This window comes from Epilithonimonas hominis (assembly GCF_003730015.1).
GTDB classification, from domain to species: domain Bacteria; phylum Bacteroidota; class Bacteroidia; order Flavobacteriales; family Weeksellaceae; genus Epilithonimonas; species Epilithonimonas hominis.
Genome location: NZ_RJTU01000065.1, coordinates 89,710 through 105,060 on the forward strand (window position 1 = coordinate 89,710; position 15,351 = coordinate 105,060).

Consider the following 15,351-nt stretch of genomic DNA (forward strand, 5'->3'; position numbering starts at 1 on the left):
ACATTTCTAATACTAAACTTTGATTATCAATTGTCAGTCTGAGCGGAGTCGAAGACTTTATTGTTTTATAATTTAATTCACTACAAATTTTCTTTCTCTAATCAACTCCGCAATTTTCAAAATATCCTCACCAATCAATCGGTCACTTTCCAATTTCGGAACTACAGAACGGATGATGGCATAATTTTCTTCTACAATTTTGGAACATTTCGCTGGTCTTCGGAATTCCAAACCTTGAGCTGCAAACATTAATTCGATAGCTAGGATATTTTCTAAATTCCCTAAAATTTGATTGAATTTTCTACCGGAAATACTTCCCATAGAAACGTGGTCTTCCTGACCTAAACTTGTCGGTATAGAATCTGCCGAAGCTGGAAAACAAAGCGTTTTGTTCTCAGTAACCAGAGCTGCGCTCGTATATTGTGGAATCATAAATCCGGAATTAAGCCCAGAACTTTCTACTAATAATTTCGGTAAGCCGTATTTTCCCTCCAAAAGAAGATAACTTCTTCTATCAGAAATATTCCCTAATTCTGCAGCAGCTAATGAAGCATAATCCAAAGGCAACGCCATCAGTTGTCCGTGGAAATTGCCACCGGAAATTGATTCTTCTGCGCTTAAAACAATCGGATTGTCCGTCACGGAATTCAGTTCAGTTTCTGCCATTTGTTTTAGATGTTCGAAGGCATTTCTGCTCGCACCGTGAACCTGCGGAACACATCGCATAGAATAAGGGTCTTGAACTCTGTCACAGAATTCGTGGGACTTGAGATTATCTGAATCTTTAAGAAAATTTCGCATTCTTTCTGCTACTTTTCTGCTACCGTCAAACGGACGGATCTCGTGCAACTCTTTCTTGAACGGACTTGATGAACCTCGGTAAGCCTCGATGCTCATTGATGCAGTCAAATCTGCCAAATCCAAAAGATATTCGAATTTTGCAAGACCAGTAATGGCGTGAGCTAATATAAATTGCGTTCCATTAATTAAGCCTAAACCTTCTTTCGGGCCGAGTTTTAAAGGTTGGATGTTATGTTTTTCCAAAACTTCGGAAGTAACTTTGATTTCGTCGTTTTCCCAAACCTGACCTAAACCTAACAATGGCAAAACCAAATGAGCCAACGGCGCCAAATCTCCGGAAGCACCAACAGAACCTTGCTCCGGAACAACAGGAATAATATCCAATTCCAACATCAGAATCAATCGCTCAATAACATCTAATGAAACTCCCGAAAATCCTTTCGACAAAGCATGGATTTTGGAAATCATCATTATTTTGGAAATGTCTTTTTGGATTGGTTTTCCAACACCAACAGCGTGAGAAATAATCAAATTATGCTGAAGTTGAGCCGTTTCTGATTCCGAAATCTTAGTGTCACAAAGTGGTCCAAAACCTGTGTTGATGCCATAAACAGTTCTGTCAGAAGCTACGATTTTCTGAACATTCTGTTGTGACTTTATGATTTGCTCTTTTGATTGTTGATTGAGTTGGGCTTTGGCAGGATTTTGTAAAATCTCTAAAACATTCTTAAATCCCAATTGGTCGATTCCGTAAATCATCACTGAAAAAAAATTTCCTAAAAATACACTTTTCGGGAGGAATATTGGAAAAGGATTTATTAATTAATCAAATCTCAAATCCTTCGCCTGACGAATATGCGCCAAATGATGCTGACAATGCCAGCCGTAAATCAAAATGTTTTCTTTGAACAAAATCTTTTCCGATTGTTCCGGATGAATGAATTCTTTACTCAAATCTTCCACGGTCAACGTTTTCAAAAGATAAGCCCATCGCGCGTGCAAAGCTTCCAGAAGTTGCAAAGAAACCAATGGTGAGAGATTGTTGTCCGGTAATTCTGCCCAAAGACTTTCATCATAAGGTTTGATGGTAGGAACATTTTCCGTCAATGCCAGTTTGAATCTCATATAACTGTTGATATGACTGTCGGCGCAATGATGAACGACTTGAGAAATCGTCCAACCTTCTGGTCTATAGCTTAACTGTAAATCCTTTTCATCAAGATTTTGAATCTCAGCTTTGACAAGATTCGGAAAATTTTCTATGTCAGAAATCGCAGAATCGATGATGTCTTTTGTTATGGATTCTGGTTTTACGAATTTTCCGACTGGATATTTTAATTGTTCTAAGTTCATTATTTCAAATTCTTCATCAGAATAGCTTCCATTTTTTCGTAACCTAATTTGGTTGGGTGGATTCCATCTTCTGCGATTTCTTTAGACAATCCATTTTTTTCGTCTTTCAAAACTGAATGATAATCGACATAAGTGATTTTGTTTTTCTGTGCGTAATCTTTTATCATTTTGTTAAGAGCAATCACTTTTTTTGCAGGTTCTTTGCCATTTCTCCAAGGGAAATCGTAAGCCGGAAGAACAGAACAAAGAACGACTTTGATGTTGTTGGCTTTTGCCAATTCTGCCATAGAAACAATATTTCCGAAAACTTTTTCTAAAGAAATCGGACCTTGATTTTCCGCAATATCGTTAGTTCCGGCAAGAATAATGACACGTTTTGGTTTCAGTTTAATCACATCTTCCCGGAATCTCAAAAGCATCTGCGAAGTCACTTGTCCACTAATTCCTCGTCCTACAAAGTTATTTTTTGTAAAAAATCCCGGGTCTGTAGCAAACCAACCTTCTGTAATAGAATCTCCCATTAAAACAGAATTTGGAGCAATATTTTGAGAAATAACCTGTTGATTTTGTTTTTCGTATCTGCCAAAATTGGCAAAGTCTTGAGCTTTAGACATTGTAGAAAATAAGATGATAATAAAAGTTAGGATTTTCATTTTTCTGATTATAATCAAATTTATGAAATAAGAATGATTGAAATGTTTTATTTTAATCAAACTTGGCTGAGCGAAGCGCCTTTGCCTCGTTATCTTTTCTTTTTTCAAGGAATCGGCGAATTATCATTTGCGAACCTTAAATATTTTCAATAATTATAAAAAAATCTTTGAGAGCTTTGCGTTCAAAATAATATCAATAATTTTACAAAATGGAAAACACTTCAAAAGACCCTTTGCACGGCAAAAGATTGGACGCGATTCTTGAGGAATTGCTAGAATACTACAAAGGTTATGGAGAATTGGGAAAACAAATCAACATCAAGTGTTTTACGGGCGAAAATCCAAGTGTGAGTTCCTCTCTCAAATTTCTTCGCAAAACACCTTGGGCAAGGGCAAAAGTAGAGAGTCTGTATCTCTACGTTTTGAGAAAGAAAAAGAAGCAAGGTCTTTAGCGCTAAAGAAATTTTTTTTCCCCAACGTTAAAGGGAGAAATTTCTTAAATGGTTTATCAAAGTCACTCCCTTTAGGGTTGGGGAAATGATTTTGATAATCAATCCAAAAATTCTCCAGTTACATAATACCAACGATTCTGAATCATTTTGAATTGCGACAACTCGTGGTGAACCTGTGGTTTTCCATCTTCATCAACATAAAAAGCCTTAAATTCTACTTTATTAGTTGAAGGTTTATCGACAATTTCCAGCTTCGTCCATTCATTGATTTCGCCCCATTCCTGCAAGTCTTTTTTATTATGAAACTGTCTTTTGTTAGGCGAAGTTGTTTCCCAAAGATATTCTCCATTCGGAATTGCGAAAGCTGAAAAACGGGAACGCATCAAAGATTCCGCTGTGGGAGGGAACTTTTCTTTGGCGTGATAAGGCTGACAACAATCTTCGTAGGATTTTCCGGAACAACAAGGGCAAGTCGTCATATCTATCTAGTTTTATTATTTAGAATGACAAATTCCATTGTTTTGGCAACGTGTTTTTCTTTGATGATGCCATTTGCATAAAAACTATTTTCTCCAGAATCATATTTATCAAGATAAGCCTGATTGATTTCCTGTTCAAGTTCAGATAAATCCTCAGGGATTCTAGCTTCAATTTTATAGATGGTTTCTCCGCATTTAATCTCTCCAAGATTATCTTTTAGAAAAGTATTGTACCAGCTTTTTTCTGCAAATCCCCAAGAGCGGGCAAAAATTCGGTTTTCCACAGTAACCATCCAAATTTCCAGAAAAGTTTCTCTTTCCTTGCCGGCTTTTATACCGATTAAATTGTGAGAATTAATGTATTGAATTGCTGTATTCATTTTTGCGATTTAATTATTTTGACTGCATAACTTTGTCAAAGATTTTAAACTTTGACAAAGTGCTAAAAACCCCAATTATTCTCCAAACGCACGCTTTAGTAAACTCTCTACTTTTGGCTCGCTTCCTCGGAAATTTTTGTACAATTCCATTGGATTTTTAGTCCCACCAGAAGAAAGAAGAACTTTATATTTCGCCGCAATATCAGGATTAAAAATTCCATTTTCTTTGAAATATTGGAAAGCATCCGCATCCAAAACCTCAGCCCATTTGTAAGAATAATAACCCGCCGAATAACCGCCTTGGAAAATATGCGAAAAACTTGGACTTGCCGCAGTTTCCGGATTGCTCGGGTAAAGATTGGTTGCCGCAGTTTTCTCCACTTCAAACGCTTTCACAGTCTTATTCTCCAACGCTCCAACTTCTGTATGATAAGCCATATCCAATAAACCGAATCCAAGCTGTCTCAAAGTCTGATAACCTTCCATAAAGGATTTGCTTTGGGATAATTTCTCGATTTTTTCAGTTGGAAGAATTTCTCCCGTCTGATAATGTTTAGCGAAAGTTTTCAAGAATTCTGGTTCATAGCAATAGTTTTCCAGAAACTGAGAAGGCAATTCTACAAAATCCCATTTGACCGAAGTTCCGGAAAGATTCGGATATTGCGTGTCTGCGAGAATCCCGTGAAGTGCGTGTCCGAACTCGTGGAAAAGCGTTGTCACTTCCTGAAAAGTCAATAAACTTGGTGTGTCCTTGGTCGGTTTTGTGAAATTGCAAACAACCGAAATATGCGGACGAGAATTTTCTCCGTCTTTTTTATATTGATTTTTATAGCTCGTCATCCACGCACCGGCACGTTTCCCTTTTCTTGGGTGATAATCTACATAAAGCAGAGCTTTGAAGTTGGATGATGGATGATGGATGTCGGAAGTTTCCGTTGAATTGCTATCATCCTGCTTCCCGCTTCTGACCTCTGACACTTCATAGGTTTTTACATCCTGATGATATTTCTGAACATCAGTAATTTCTTTAAACTCTAATCCGAATAATTTTCCTGCTAATCCAAAAACAGCTTCCTGAACTTTTTCCAACTGGAAATAAGGTTTCAGTTCTTCATCATCAATATCGAATTTTTGTTTTCTTAATTTTTCTGCGTAGAAAGTGTGGTCGTAGCTTTGGATATCATCGATTCCGTCAGCTTTTGCCAAAGATTTTAATTCTTCGATTTCTTTTTTGGCATAAGGCGTTGCTTTTTCCAGAAGTTCATTGAGAAACTCAAAAACTTTTTCGGGAGATTTTGCCATTCTTTCTTCCAAAACAAAATCTGCATAATTCTTATAACCTAATAGTTCCGCTTTTTCCTGACGAAGTTTTACAATTTCTTTGATGAGGTTTTGATTGTCAAATTCGCCACCGTCAAAGGATTTTTTTCCGTTGGCCAAAGCCAATTCTTTTCTCAGTTCGCGGTTTTCAGCGTAAGTCATTGCCGGAAGATAGCTTGGATATTGCAACGTAATCACATAACCGTCCAAACCTTTTTCCTTGGCATCGTCTTCATATTGCTGAATGACGGCTTCCGGAATGCCTTTTAAGTATTCTTTACTAGTGATGTGTTTGAAATAAGCGTTGGTTGAAGCCAGGGCATTTTGTCCAAACTGAAGCGATTTTGTAGATAATTCCATGTTGATTTTCTCCAGTTTTTTTTTGTCTTGCTCACTCAATAAAGCGCCGCTTCTCACAAAACCTTTGTAAGTTTCGTTGAGTAACATTTCCTGTTCTTCATTCAGAGATAAAATGTCTTTCTGGTCGTAAACCTTTTTTATTCTTTCAAATAGTTTTTCGTATTGAGAGATTTTGGAAGAGAATTCAGTCAATAATGGTGAAACTTCCTGAGCAATTTTCTGAATCTCGTCATTAGTTTCTGCAGAATTTAAGTTGAAAAAAATATTGGAAACCCTGTCCAGCTGCTCTCCCGAAAAAGCCATTGCTTCAATCGTATTTTCGAAAGTTGGTTCTTCTGAGTTATTTGTTATTTCATCAATTTCTTGTTCGGAAAGGTGGATTAATTCCTGGAAAGCTGGCAGATAATGTTCTTCTTTGATTTCCTCGAAAGGCGATGAGGTATATTTGGTGTTGAATTTTTCTAAAAGTGGATTCATAAAGATGAATTATTAATGATAAATTATAAATGATTTTCTGTGTGTCGTAATTGACAAATTTAGTACCTAAAGTTGAAAGTATGACAAAATTGCGCCCCGACTTGAACGGAGCTCATTTTTTTATTGCAATGTCCGAAATTTCTATTGTTGGACTAACTTTCTTTGCAATAAAAAAATAGCGGGAGTGGAAGGCGGATAAAGGCGCCCAAATTAACAGTAGTAAAAAGGAAAATGAAATATTATCAGAGAAAAAGTTTTTGTGTTCAAATTCTTTTTAGATTTGTTTTAAACTTAAAACTAATTTATTATGAAGAAATTTCTGAAAATCATTAGCGTCATCGTGGCAATTATTATTGCTTATTGCGTGATTGCAATGTTGTTTTTTGACAGTAAATGCCATAACGAACAATCTCTCGTTATCAATTCTCCGAAAGAGAAAGTGTGGCAAAATGTGAATTCTATGAAAGCTTTCAACACCTGGAATCCCTGGATGAAAATGGATCCGAATTTGACAGTAACTTACAAAGGAAGGCCTGGTGAAGTGGGCGATGGCTACCATTGGAAAGGAAATGATGATGTTGGTGAAGGCGAACAGGAGATCACAGCAATTGTCCCAAACGAAAAAGTCGCCACAAAAATGCATTTTATCAAACCAATGGATGATAATGCGACTTCGGATTTGCTTTTGGCTTCTGAAGGTTCCGGAACCAAAGTTACCTGGACAATTGATTATGAAATTGAAACGCTTTTCAAACCAATGAAACCGCTAATGACCTGGCAGATGAACAAATCGTTCTCGGAAGGTCTTGGAAAACTAAAAGCACTTTCTGAAAAATAAAAAACAAAAAACGCCTCAGCTAGTTGAGGCGTTTTCATTTGATTTGAAAATTTATTTTGTCTTATTTGATGATTAACTTAGAAACTGCCAAACCTTCATCAGACTTTAGTTGTACTAAGTAATTTCCTGTTCCGATGCCGTTTACAGAGAATGTTTCGTCTCCTTTAGCGGATTTCAGTCCGAAAGATTTTACCAGTTTTCCATTAAAGTCATAGATGTTAATTTGCCCGTTTTTAGCTTTGTTGTATCTGATTTTCAATAATCCGTCTGTTGAAGGATTCTGAACGATTTGCAATGATGTTTTATTCGCATCAATCTTCGTTTCGTCCGTTGCCAAAGCGGTTTGATTACCAAAAATTCTGAACTCTCCCGGTTGAAGAACTACTGTTGTAGAGCCGTTAGCGTTCATAGAAGAATTGTCCATTAGATTGTACCAGTTTCCGGCATAAGGGAAATTAGGTGTTACCGTTTGAGCTGTTGTTGTAAAGTTAGCAACAACTACTACATTTTTCAAAGAACTTGCAGGTAATGCATCATTCCAAACATAGATTCTAGGTAAAAGATTTCCAGATTCTACAGTGAAAGTTGTGGTATCAAAAACCTGACTTGATAATCTAATGGCCAGGATTTTTGACCAAGTATCGTAAACTGCTTTTCTATTAGCATTGGTATCGTAACCTAAAGTGAAAGCGACTGGTTTTGGAGCTGTTCTACAATCGTTATTAATAGTTCCATTCTCACATCTGTTGATACTGAATTCGTAACCCAATTCCCCAAACTGCCAAATCATTTTTGGACCCGGAACAGTGAAGAAAATAGCACCAAATGCTTTTTGTCTTTCAAGCGCAGTATTTAAATCTTTAATGTTGTAAGAACCGTTGGCATTTCCATAAGCTAAGTTTTTGAACATTAGTCTTTCCTCGTCATGACTCTCGCCATAACTCATATTTCTTCTTTCGGAAAAATCATGATTTCTAAAATCAACTCTGTTGAAGTTGCTGTCAGAAGCGTAACCCATTGTGTTTTGATTGTAAGGTCCAACTAAATTATCCCACATCATTACACCTTTTCCTTCATTTATTCTATAATTTGCCCATTGCTGTTCTTCTGCATCTGTTCCCAAATGCTCGAATATAATGTAAGAAGTCGGGTCATACGACCATTGATAATCCGAATATAATTTCAGAACATCCACTCTGTCTTGCTGATAAGAACCTGTACAATTTTCATCTGATGCAGTACAATTTTGTGTAAAACCTTTCGTCAAATCCCAACGGAATCCATCGATTTTATATTCATTAATCCATTGTTCCAAAACTCTGTTTACATAATATCTTGTTTCAGGTTTTGAATGGTTGAAATCATAGAATACACTATAAGCATGTTTTGCAACCTGGTTGAAATATGGATTGTTAGCGGCAACATCTCCGTAACCACCGTTTGTACTTGTAGACCAAAGCCTTTCCAGTGGAGATCTTCCTGAAGCATGGTTAAGCGCAACATCAAGAATCACAGCAATCCCATTCTGGTGGCATTTGTCAATAAATTCTTTGAATTTTTCTGGTGTTCCGTATGCTTTATCCAATGCAAGATGGAATCCCGGATTGTATCCCCAAGAGTTATTTCCGTCAAATTCCATTACCGGCATCAATTCAATGGCATTAACATTTAATCCTTTGATATAAGGGATTTTGTCAATCATAGATTGCCAGTTTTTCTGCTCTGTAAAATCTCTTACCAAAGCTTCGTAAACAATTAGATTTTGTTTTGCTGGTTTTTGGAAATTAGTTACAGTCCAGTTGTAAGCGGGTTTTGCTGTCTGAATTACTGAAACGTCATATTGCTGTCCAGCTGGATAAGCCGGCAAATTAGGATATGTAGATGATGAAATCCAAGGATCATCATCCGGAGATAATACTAATGTCGAATAAGGATCGGCAACTTTTACGCCGTCATTGGTTCTGTATTGGAAAGTATAAACCTGCTGAGGTGTCAATCCTGTGATTTCTAACCAAAATAGATCGGTGTTATTAGTATCTCTTTTCATCACATAGTTGGAAGAAATCTGCCAATTGTTAAAACTTCCAAGCACATGCACATAATTCTTATAAGGCGCATACAATGCTACTCCAACTTTCGTCGGATCATTAGGATCGTAAGTGATACCCTGTCTCATGTAAGAAGGCATTGCAGCCGACTGAGAAACCGGAGTAGGAGAAACTACAAAATTAGAAGTCAAAGTCGTTCCGGATGCTGTCGCGGAAACTTCAATGTTATTATCCGAAGTAACGTTTAATGAAGTATTAATTGTGGAGACATTGCTGGCTGTATAAATTGTATTACCATTAGATTTTACGACATAATTAGCCGGCAAAGAAGTGCTGTAAGTAATAGGGAAAGTACTTCCAGATGCTACAAAGTTGACAGTTCCATTTTGTGGCGTAGTTGTTGTAAACTGAAATCTTCCAACTTCAGAGTAGATATCCTGAGATTGCCCGTTGCCTGTTTTAGTTTTTAAAAGAAAACCAATTCTTCCGATTCCTGTTCTGTTGTAGAACGTTCTTGGAACAAATGTGATTGTATATGTATCTGTTCCGGAATTGTAAGTCAACTTGTTGGACTCATTGGATGAAGCCCAGGTTCCGTTGGTTGGACAGTCTTGGCTGTTAGCATCATTGCTGTCGTAAGACCAAGCCCAAAGATATAGTGCATTGTTGGTAACACCCCAGGTGGACTCGTTAATACTACTTCCATTAAAAGTTATGGTAATCGATTCATCTTCGTTAAAGGATGATGGACTGATAGAGTAGGTTACAGTTTGGGTCTGCGCATACGCTGAGATTGCTATAAAAAAAGCAATCAGGTTGTAAAATAATTTCATAATGTTTAAGGTTCTATATAGAAGCTAAATATATACAAATTTTTATCATTTATAATAATTGCTTAAAACCAGTCTACTTTATTTTTAATTAATTGAATATCATTAATTTAAAAATTTAATTGTAGTCCTAAAGTTAAAATTCTAGATAATTTTTAAAGACGAAAACGGTTGTTGAAAATCTTTTTATTTACAATTAATATTTTTCTTTTTTATCCTTTCTTATAAAATAATAGCCGGTAAAATTTTCATACTTAGTAAGAATTTCTATAATTTTACCACCAATAAAAAACATTAAACATTTGTTTTGGTAAAAAAAATTATACTAAACTTTATATAAATTTTCATTCTAGTATTGATTAATCAATGTTTGTTTATAAATTGCAGTTTATAATTCAATAAATAATATGAAGAGCGCATCCGAGTCCGGTTACCATTTAGACGGAGTTGATAAAGAGATTATTTATATGCTAATGGATAATGCAAAAACATCCCTTGCGCATATATCAAAAAACGTTGGCATCTCTACAACAGCAGTTCACCAAAGAATCAAAAAACTAGAACAAGCAGGTGTTATAGAAAATTCTATATCCTTCCTTAATCCCAGAAAAATTGGATACAAGGTAGTATCGTACATTGGAGTTTTCCTGGAGCAGCCAAGTCATTATCAAGACGCAATTAAAAATCTTAATCTTGTGAATGAAGTTGTAGAAGCGCATTACACTACAGGGAATTACACCATTTTTCTGAAGGTACTTTGCAAAGATAATGACCACCTTATGCAGATCCTAAACAAGATCCAGAAGCTGAAAGGCGTGACAAGAACTGAAACAATTCTTTCTCTGGAGCAAAGCATCAGTAGACAATTGAAAGTTTAAAAAAGTAAATATATTTTTGGAAGGATACATAGAAGTTTGTATCCTTTTTTTATTTTTGTACTTATGGAAATCAATCAATATTTAGACTCAACATACCTGAAAACTCCGGAACAATCTGGGTTGACAGAAGAACAGACTTTTGAAAAAGTTAGAGAATTGACCGATGAGGCGATTGCTTACCACTTCAAAGAGGTGATGATCCGTCCAAACTATGTGAAGCTTATCAAAGATTACTTACTTGCGAAAAATTCTGATGTTTTGGTAGGGACAGTTATCGGTTTTCACGAGGGAACTTATTCTTTAGAAGATAAATTGAAAGAAGCCAATCAGGCAATTTTGGATGGCGTAGATGAGTTGGATTATGTTATCAATTATGAAGCTTTCAAGGCGGGAGATTTAGATTTGGTGAAAAAGGAATTTGTTGAAGGAACTAAATTAGGTCTAGATTTCGGTAAAACTGTAAAATGGATTATAGAAATCGCAGCACTTTCAGATGCTCAGATTGCTGATTTGACTTCAAATATCTGGAATTGGGCACAAGAAAATTTTGAAGAAAAAGATTTCTCAAGAATCTTTGTAAAGTCTTCAACCGGCTTTTATGTGACCGAAGGCGGAAAACCGAATGGCGCAACCTTCGAAGGGGTAAAAATTATGCTAGATAATGCCGGAAAACTTCCTGTGAAAGCTGCGGGCGGAGTAAAAACACCTGCGGACGCAGAAAAAATGATTGCAATGGGAATCCAGAGAATCGGAACTTCAGCAGCCAAAGCTCTTTTGGGCGAAGGTAAAAGCGACGGAGCTTACTAATTTGCATCTATGATATGATCTAAAATTCTCTCAATTTTTGAGAGAATTTTTCTTTTATGTCGAGATTCTATTCCTCCACCCAAACACTCACATTCCCCGCAGGACAAGGGAAATCTGCCCAGCCATTTTCATCAATTGTAATTTTATCCTCAAGATGTCCGGTGAAATCATAAAACGTTTTTCCCGAATATCGTTTTCCTATTTCCATATATTTTTGATTCACATCTTTATTGCTCAAAATAACAGCGCAACCCGAGTGTTCATCATCGCCTTCACGAGTCCAGCCGATACAATGTGCATCATCAAAATAATCTCTCTGCTCACCGTAGGCAAAATCTTTTCTTGCTTTGATGAGTTCTTCAATGGCGTCAACTTTGTCTAGAAAAATCTCATATTCGTTCCCGTCTTTTCCTTGGTCTTTGTAATTTGCTCCATATAAATCGGGATAAAAAACACAAGGATAGCCCTCTTTCCTCAATAAAATCAAAGCATAAGCAATTGGTTTGAACCAAGTTTCAACCGGAGCTTCCAAAGCCTGGAGAGGTTGCGTATCGTGATTATCAACTACGGTTACTGCTTTATCCGGGTGAGAGGCAACCAGTGTTTCATTAAAAATCTCTCTCAAATCATAATCCGGATTTTTGGACGCATCGTGCAGGTTGTGATGCAAAGAGGAATCAAACAAGCTCATACAACCTTCGGTAGAATTTATATAAGCTTGTAAAAGGGGTAATTCTCCCGGAGCCCAATATTCTCCTACGGCAAAAATATCTTTGCCTGTGTTGGCGCGCAGAAGTGTAAGCCATTCCTTGTAAAAATCTGGAGAAATATGTTTCACCGCATCCAGCCTCACTCCATCAAAACCGGTCTGGTCATGGTACCATTTTCCCCAATGATTCAATTCTTCACGAACGAATGGATTTCTATGTTCTATGTCATTATACATCAGATAATCGTAATTCCCTTTTTCATTATCAATAATATCATCCCAACCATCGCCGAAATCGTTAAAAATCTGATAGATGGCTTGATCTAAACCTTCCGCATAATCTACGCCGGAAAAGCAGGTAAAATCCCATTTGAAGTTGGAATAGGTTTCTCCTCTGCCTGGAAATGTAAACTTTGTATAAGATTCAATTTCGAAAACATCGGAAATTACTTTTTCACGGTCATTTTCGTCTACTTTTACCACACGGAATTTCTCCAACTCGTCGCCACCGGCTTTATGATTGAGAACCACATCTGCAATTACCTGGATGTTTTTGCTCTTCAGAGCTTGTATCGCTTCTATATATTGTTGCTTCGAACCATATTTTGTGACAATACCGCCTTTCTGGTCAAACTCTCCCAAGTCAAATAAATCATAAGGATCATACCCGACGGAAAATCCCGCACTTGCGCTTTTGTAGGCAGGAGGCAGCCAAACAGATGTGATGCCTAAGCCAGATAAGTAATCTGCAGATTCCTTTACGTGGTTCCAAAGAAAAGAATCTCCATCGGTGTACCAATGGAAAAATTGTATCATAGTTCCGTTCATGAGATTGTAATGTTTAGTTTATTTGATTCGATTTGATATTTCCAGCTATGAAAATATCAAGCCAAGGCATTCTCATATTTCTGAATTAATATCAGGGCGTACTTTTTGCCTGAAAATGAATTCTTTATTGCTGTTAGAAAAACCACATAAAATGACTAGTCTTCAAGCTCCTGAAAAGGAATTTTTAACTGCACGGAAACTTGTTTTTTATCTTCGGTATTGAGATTGGAAAGCGACAGACCAAGCAAGCGAATGGCTTTATCAAAAGGTCTCAGATCCCAAAGCTTCCGGGCCGTGTTGTAGAATTTCTCAGCATCTTCAAAATAGAAATCCTGAGTTTTGCTTCTCGTGTAAAGTGAAAAATCTTTGTATTTAATTTTAAGAGTTAAGGTTTTACCTTTGATTTCTCTTTTATTCAAACGTTCTTCTAGTTCCAGACTTAGGGATTTTAGTTTTTGCTCGATTTCCTCATCTTCATTAATGTCATCCCAAAAGGTTCTTTCGACCGCCACACTTTTCTGGATTCGGTTGGGTTTTACTTCGCCGTTATGAATTCCGCGAACAACATTGTAATAATACCTTCCGGACTTTCCGAAAAGCTTTTCCAATTCATCCAGAGATTTCGCTTTCAAATCTGAACCTTTGAAAATGTGAAGCGTATGCATTTTATTAGCAGTGACTTTTCCGACACCGTAAAATTTCTCAATCGGAAGATTTTCCAGAAACTCATCAATTTTTGTGGGATGAATGGTTTTTTGTCCATTCGGTTTATTGATGTCCGATGCTACTTTTGCTAAAAATTTATTCACCGAAATTCCTGCAGAAGCAGTTAATCCTGTTTCTTCAAATATTCGTTTGCGGATTTCTTTGGCGATGTCATTAGCGGACTCGATTCCTTTTTTATTTTCTGTAACATCCAGATAAGCTTCGTCCAAAGAAAGCGGTTCTACCAAGTCTGTGTAATCGTGAAAGATATTTCTGATTTTGTTGGATATTTCTTTGTATCTAGCAAATCTTAGAGGAACAAAAATACGATGCGGACATTTTTCTTTGGCGGTTTTGCTCGGCATTGCAGAACGCACTCCGAATTTCCTTGCTTCGTAACTTGCTGCTGCAACCACACCGCGATGTCCGCCACCAACAGCAATCGCTTTTCCACGCAAACCCGGATTATCGAGTTGCTCCACGGAAGCATAAAAAGCGTCCATATCTACGTGAATTATTTTGCGTTGCGATTGCATTTGATGTTCGATTTTTTTACCACAAAAGACTAAGTGCAATTATATTTTAAAAAGTAAGAGCCTGTTTAAAAATTAATCAAAACCACTTAGTCACATAGAAAACACAAGATTAAGTGCAAAAAAGAAAAAATAGGAGTAAAATATTTACTATTTTTTTTCTCTTATTTTTACAAAAACCATGTGTCTATGTGGTTGTAAAATCTTTTCTGATACAAATTTACACAAGCTCCCTAAAGGATAAAAAGCTTTTGTTTCTTTTGTGGTTACTACAAATTTAGGCAAAAAAAATCCCGAAAATTTTCGGGATTGTCATATTGTTACTTTGTAAGCTTATCGATTGTTGATTGGATCTCCGGATCGTCTGGAGAAATGGCGTAATATTTTGCAATGCCAGATTTTTGGTTCACCACAATATATCTCGGAATCCAGTTGAGGTCAATATAATCGTTGAAATCGTTTTTCCAGCCTGTTGAAAACCAGTAATTTTCTTTGTCAGTCATCTCGTGTTTTACGAGACTTTTATCAAAACCTTCTTTGGAGCGTTCCAAAGAAAGGAAAACAAAATCAATATTCGGGTTGTTGGCTTCTAATTCTTTGGCTTTTGGAAATGCTTTTAAACAATCTCTACACCAGCCAGCCCAGAAATCCAGAACCACAACTTTACCTTTGTGCTTTTGCAAAATATCTTTGATGGAAGTTTCTTTTCCATTTTCATCCTGTACTTTTTGGGCAAGTGCTTCTTTGGAAAATTTGGTTTTCAGAACTTTTGGAACTTCTTGAGAAAAGCCCAAATGGAAAACAAATAATAAGCTATAAATTAATATCCTCTTCATTTTTTAAATTTTTGAAGAACGAAGTTAATCATTAATATATTAACAGAAATAAAAAAGACAACTT

Annotated in this window: 14 protein-coding genes; 4 read left to right on the plus strand and 10 right to left on the minus strand. The window is 36.5% G+C overall.

Translation table 11 applies throughout. The annotated features are described in order from the left end of the window. Nucleotides 1-72: 72 nt before the first annotated feature. The 3 genes from hutH to EGH73_RS10440 all read right to left on the minus strand — a co-directional run bounded on the left by hutH (nucleotide 73) and on the right by EGH73_RS10440 (nucleotide 2,807). A complete protein-coding gene (gene hutH, locus EGH73_RS10430; protein WP_123281773.1) occupies nucleotides 73-1,560 on the minus strand; it encodes a histidine ammonia-lyase in 1,488 nt (495 codons plus the stop codon). Nucleotides 1,561-1,623: 63 nt separating this feature from the next. Further along, nucleotides 1,624-2,154, minus strand: coding sequence for a YfiT family bacillithiol transferase (locus tag EGH73_RS10435; protein ID WP_123281774.1), 531 nt, complete (start codon nucleotides 2,152-2,154; stop codon nucleotides 1,624-1,626). Then, on the minus strand, nucleotides 2,154-2,807 hold the full coding sequence (locus EGH73_RS10440; protein WP_123281775.1) for an SGNH/GDSL hydrolase family protein: 654 nt from the start codon (nucleotides 2,805-2,807) through the stop codon (nucleotides 2,154-2,156). Before EGH73_RS10440 ends, EGH73_RS10435 begins: the two co-directional genes overlap by 1 nt. 209 nt (nucleotides 2,808-3,016) lie before the next feature. On the opposite strand from EGH73_RS10440, the gene EGH73_RS10445 reads away from it, so the two are divergent. Continuing rightward, nucleotides 3,017-3,259: a VF530 family protein gene (locus EGH73_RS10445; protein WP_123281776.1), complete on the plus strand. Its 243-nt coding sequence runs from the start codon at nucleotides 3,017-3,019 to the stop codon at nucleotides 3,257-3,259. A gap of 98 nt (nucleotides 3,260-3,357) precedes the next feature. Here the strand turns inward: EGH73_RS10445 and EGH73_RS10450 are convergent, their stop codons facing one another. The 3 genes from EGH73_RS10450 to EGH73_RS10460 all read right to left on the minus strand — a co-directional run bounded on the left by EGH73_RS10450 (nucleotide 3,358) and on the right by EGH73_RS10460 (nucleotide 6,275). After that, nucleotides 3,358-3,738, minus strand: a complete 381-nt coding sequence (locus EGH73_RS10450) for a YchJ family protein (protein WP_123281777.1) — start codon at nucleotides 3,736-3,738, stop codon at nucleotides 3,358-3,360. Nucleotides 3,739-3,740: 2 nt separating this feature from the next. Next, nucleotides 3,741-4,118 (minus strand): DUF2255 family protein, encoded by a 378-nt coding sequence (locus EGH73_RS10455; protein WP_123281778.1) that lies wholly within the window; start codon nucleotides 4,116-4,118, stop codon nucleotides 3,741-3,743. 75 nt (nucleotides 4,119-4,193) lie between these two features. Beyond that, a complete protein-coding gene (locus tag EGH73_RS10460; RefSeq protein WP_123281779.1) occupies nucleotides 4,194-6,275 on the minus strand; it encodes a M3 family metallopeptidase in 2,082 nt (693 codons plus the stop codon). Between the two features lie 307 nt (nucleotides 6,276-6,582). Here EGH73_RS10460 and EGH73_RS10465 point away from each other — a divergent pair, with 307 nt between their 5' ends. Beyond that, complete coding sequence (locus EGH73_RS10465; RefSeq protein WP_123281780.1) at nucleotides 6,583-7,113, plus strand: SRPBCC family protein; 531 nt, start codon at nucleotides 6,583-6,585, stop codon at nucleotides 7,111-7,113. A 61-nt stretch (nucleotides 7,114-7,174) separates the two neighbouring features. On the opposite strand, the gene EGH73_RS10470 is transcribed toward EGH73_RS10465, so the two are convergent. After that, complete coding sequence (locus EGH73_RS10470) at nucleotides 7,175-9,994, minus strand: alpha-amylase family glycosyl hydrolase (RefSeq protein WP_123281781.1); 2,820 nt, start codon at nucleotides 9,992-9,994, stop codon at nucleotides 7,175-7,177. A gap of 404 nt (nucleotides 9,995-10,398) precedes the next feature. Between EGH73_RS10470 and EGH73_RS10475 the strand changes: the two genes are divergently transcribed. Together EGH73_RS10475 and deoC are read left to right on the plus strand one after the other, a co-directional pair. Beyond that, nucleotides 10,399-10,869 (plus strand): Lrp/AsnC ligand binding domain-containing protein, encoded by a 471-nt coding sequence (locus EGH73_RS10475; RefSeq protein WP_089770976.1) that lies wholly within the window; start codon nucleotides 10,399-10,401, stop codon nucleotides 10,867-10,869. Between the two features lie 63 nt (nucleotides 10,870-10,932). Further along, nucleotides 10,933-11,676 carry a deoxyribose-phosphate aldolase gene (gene deoC / locus EGH73_RS10480; protein ID WP_123281782.1) on the plus strand — a complete coding sequence of 248 codons (744 nt, stop codon included), beginning with the start codon at nucleotides 10,933-10,935 and terminating at the stop codon, nucleotides 11,674-11,676. Between the two features lie 67 nt (nucleotides 11,677-11,743). Here the strand turns inward: deoC and EGH73_RS10485 are convergent, their stop codons facing one another. From EGH73_RS10485 to EGH73_RS10495, 3 genes are all read right to left on the minus strand, one after another. Next, nucleotides 11,744-13,201, minus strand: a complete 1,458-nt coding sequence (locus EGH73_RS10485) for an alpha-amylase (RefSeq protein WP_245985503.1) — start codon at nucleotides 13,199-13,201, stop codon at nucleotides 11,744-11,746. Nucleotides 13,202-13,368: 167 nt separating this feature from the next. Then, nucleotides 13,369-14,454, minus strand: coding sequence for a DNA polymerase IV (gene dinB / locus EGH73_RS10490; RefSeq protein WP_123281784.1), 1,086 nt, complete (start codon nucleotides 14,452-14,454; stop codon nucleotides 13,369-13,371). A 317-nt stretch (nucleotides 14,455-14,771) separates the two neighbouring features. Next, complete coding sequence (locus tag EGH73_RS10495) at nucleotides 14,772-15,287, minus strand: TlpA family protein disulfide reductase (protein WP_123281785.1); 516 nt, start codon at nucleotides 15,285-15,287, stop codon at nucleotides 14,772-14,774. Nucleotides 15,288-15,351 lie beyond the last annotated feature (64 nt).

Excerpts from the sequence above, each read along its gene's own strand:
- hutH (WP_123281773.1), bottom strand. The coding sequence starts at position 1,560 with ATGATTTACGGAATCGACCAATTGGGATTTAAGAATGTTTTAGAGATT.
- EGH73_RS10435 (WP_123281774.1), bottom strand. The coding sequence starts at position 2,154 with ATGAACTTAGAACAATTAAAATATCCAGTCGGAAAATTCGTAAAACCA.
- EGH73_RS10440 (WP_123281775.1), bottom strand. The coding sequence starts at position 2,807 with ATGAAAATCCTAACTTTTATTATCATCTTATTTTCTACAATGTCTAAA.
- EGH73_RS10445 (WP_123281776.1), top strand. The coding sequence starts at position 3,017 with ATGGAAAACACTTCAAAAGACCCTTTGCACGGCAAAAGATTGGACGCG.
- EGH73_RS10450 (WP_123281777.1), bottom strand. The coding sequence starts at position 3,738 with ATGACGACTTGCCCTTGTTGTTCCGGAAAATCCTACGAAGATTGTTGT.
- EGH73_RS10455 (WP_123281778.1), bottom strand. The coding sequence starts at position 4,118 with ATGAATACAGCAATTCAATACATTAATTCTCACAATTTAATCGGTATA.
- EGH73_RS10460 (WP_123281779.1), bottom strand. The coding sequence starts at position 6,275 with ATGAATCCACTTTTAGAAAAATTCAACACCAAATATACCTCATCGCCT.
- EGH73_RS10465 (WP_123281780.1), top strand. The coding sequence starts at position 6,583 with ATGAAGAAATTTCTGAAAATCATTAGCGTCATCGTGGCAATTATTATT.
- EGH73_RS10470 (WP_123281781.1), bottom strand. The coding sequence starts at position 9,994 with ATGAAATTATTTTACAACCTGATTGCTTTTTTTATAGCAATCTCAGCG.
- EGH73_RS10475 (WP_089770976.1), top strand. The coding sequence starts at position 10,399 with ATGAAGAGCGCATCCGAGTCCGGTTACCATTTAGACGGAGTTGATAAA.
- deoC (WP_123281782.1), top strand. The coding sequence starts at position 10,933 with ATGGAAATCAATCAATATTTAGACTCAACATACCTGAAAACTCCGGAA.
- EGH73_RS10485 (WP_245985503.1), bottom strand. The coding sequence starts at position 13,201 with ATGATACAATTTTTCCATTGGTACACCGATGGAGATTCTTTTCTTTGG.
- dinB (WP_123281784.1), bottom strand. The coding sequence starts at position 14,454 with ATGCAATCGCAACGCAAAATAATTCACGTAGATATGGACGCTTTTTAT.
- EGH73_RS10495 (WP_123281785.1), bottom strand. The coding sequence starts at position 15,287 with ATGAAGAGGATATTAATTTATAGCTTATTATTTGTTTTCCATTTGGGC.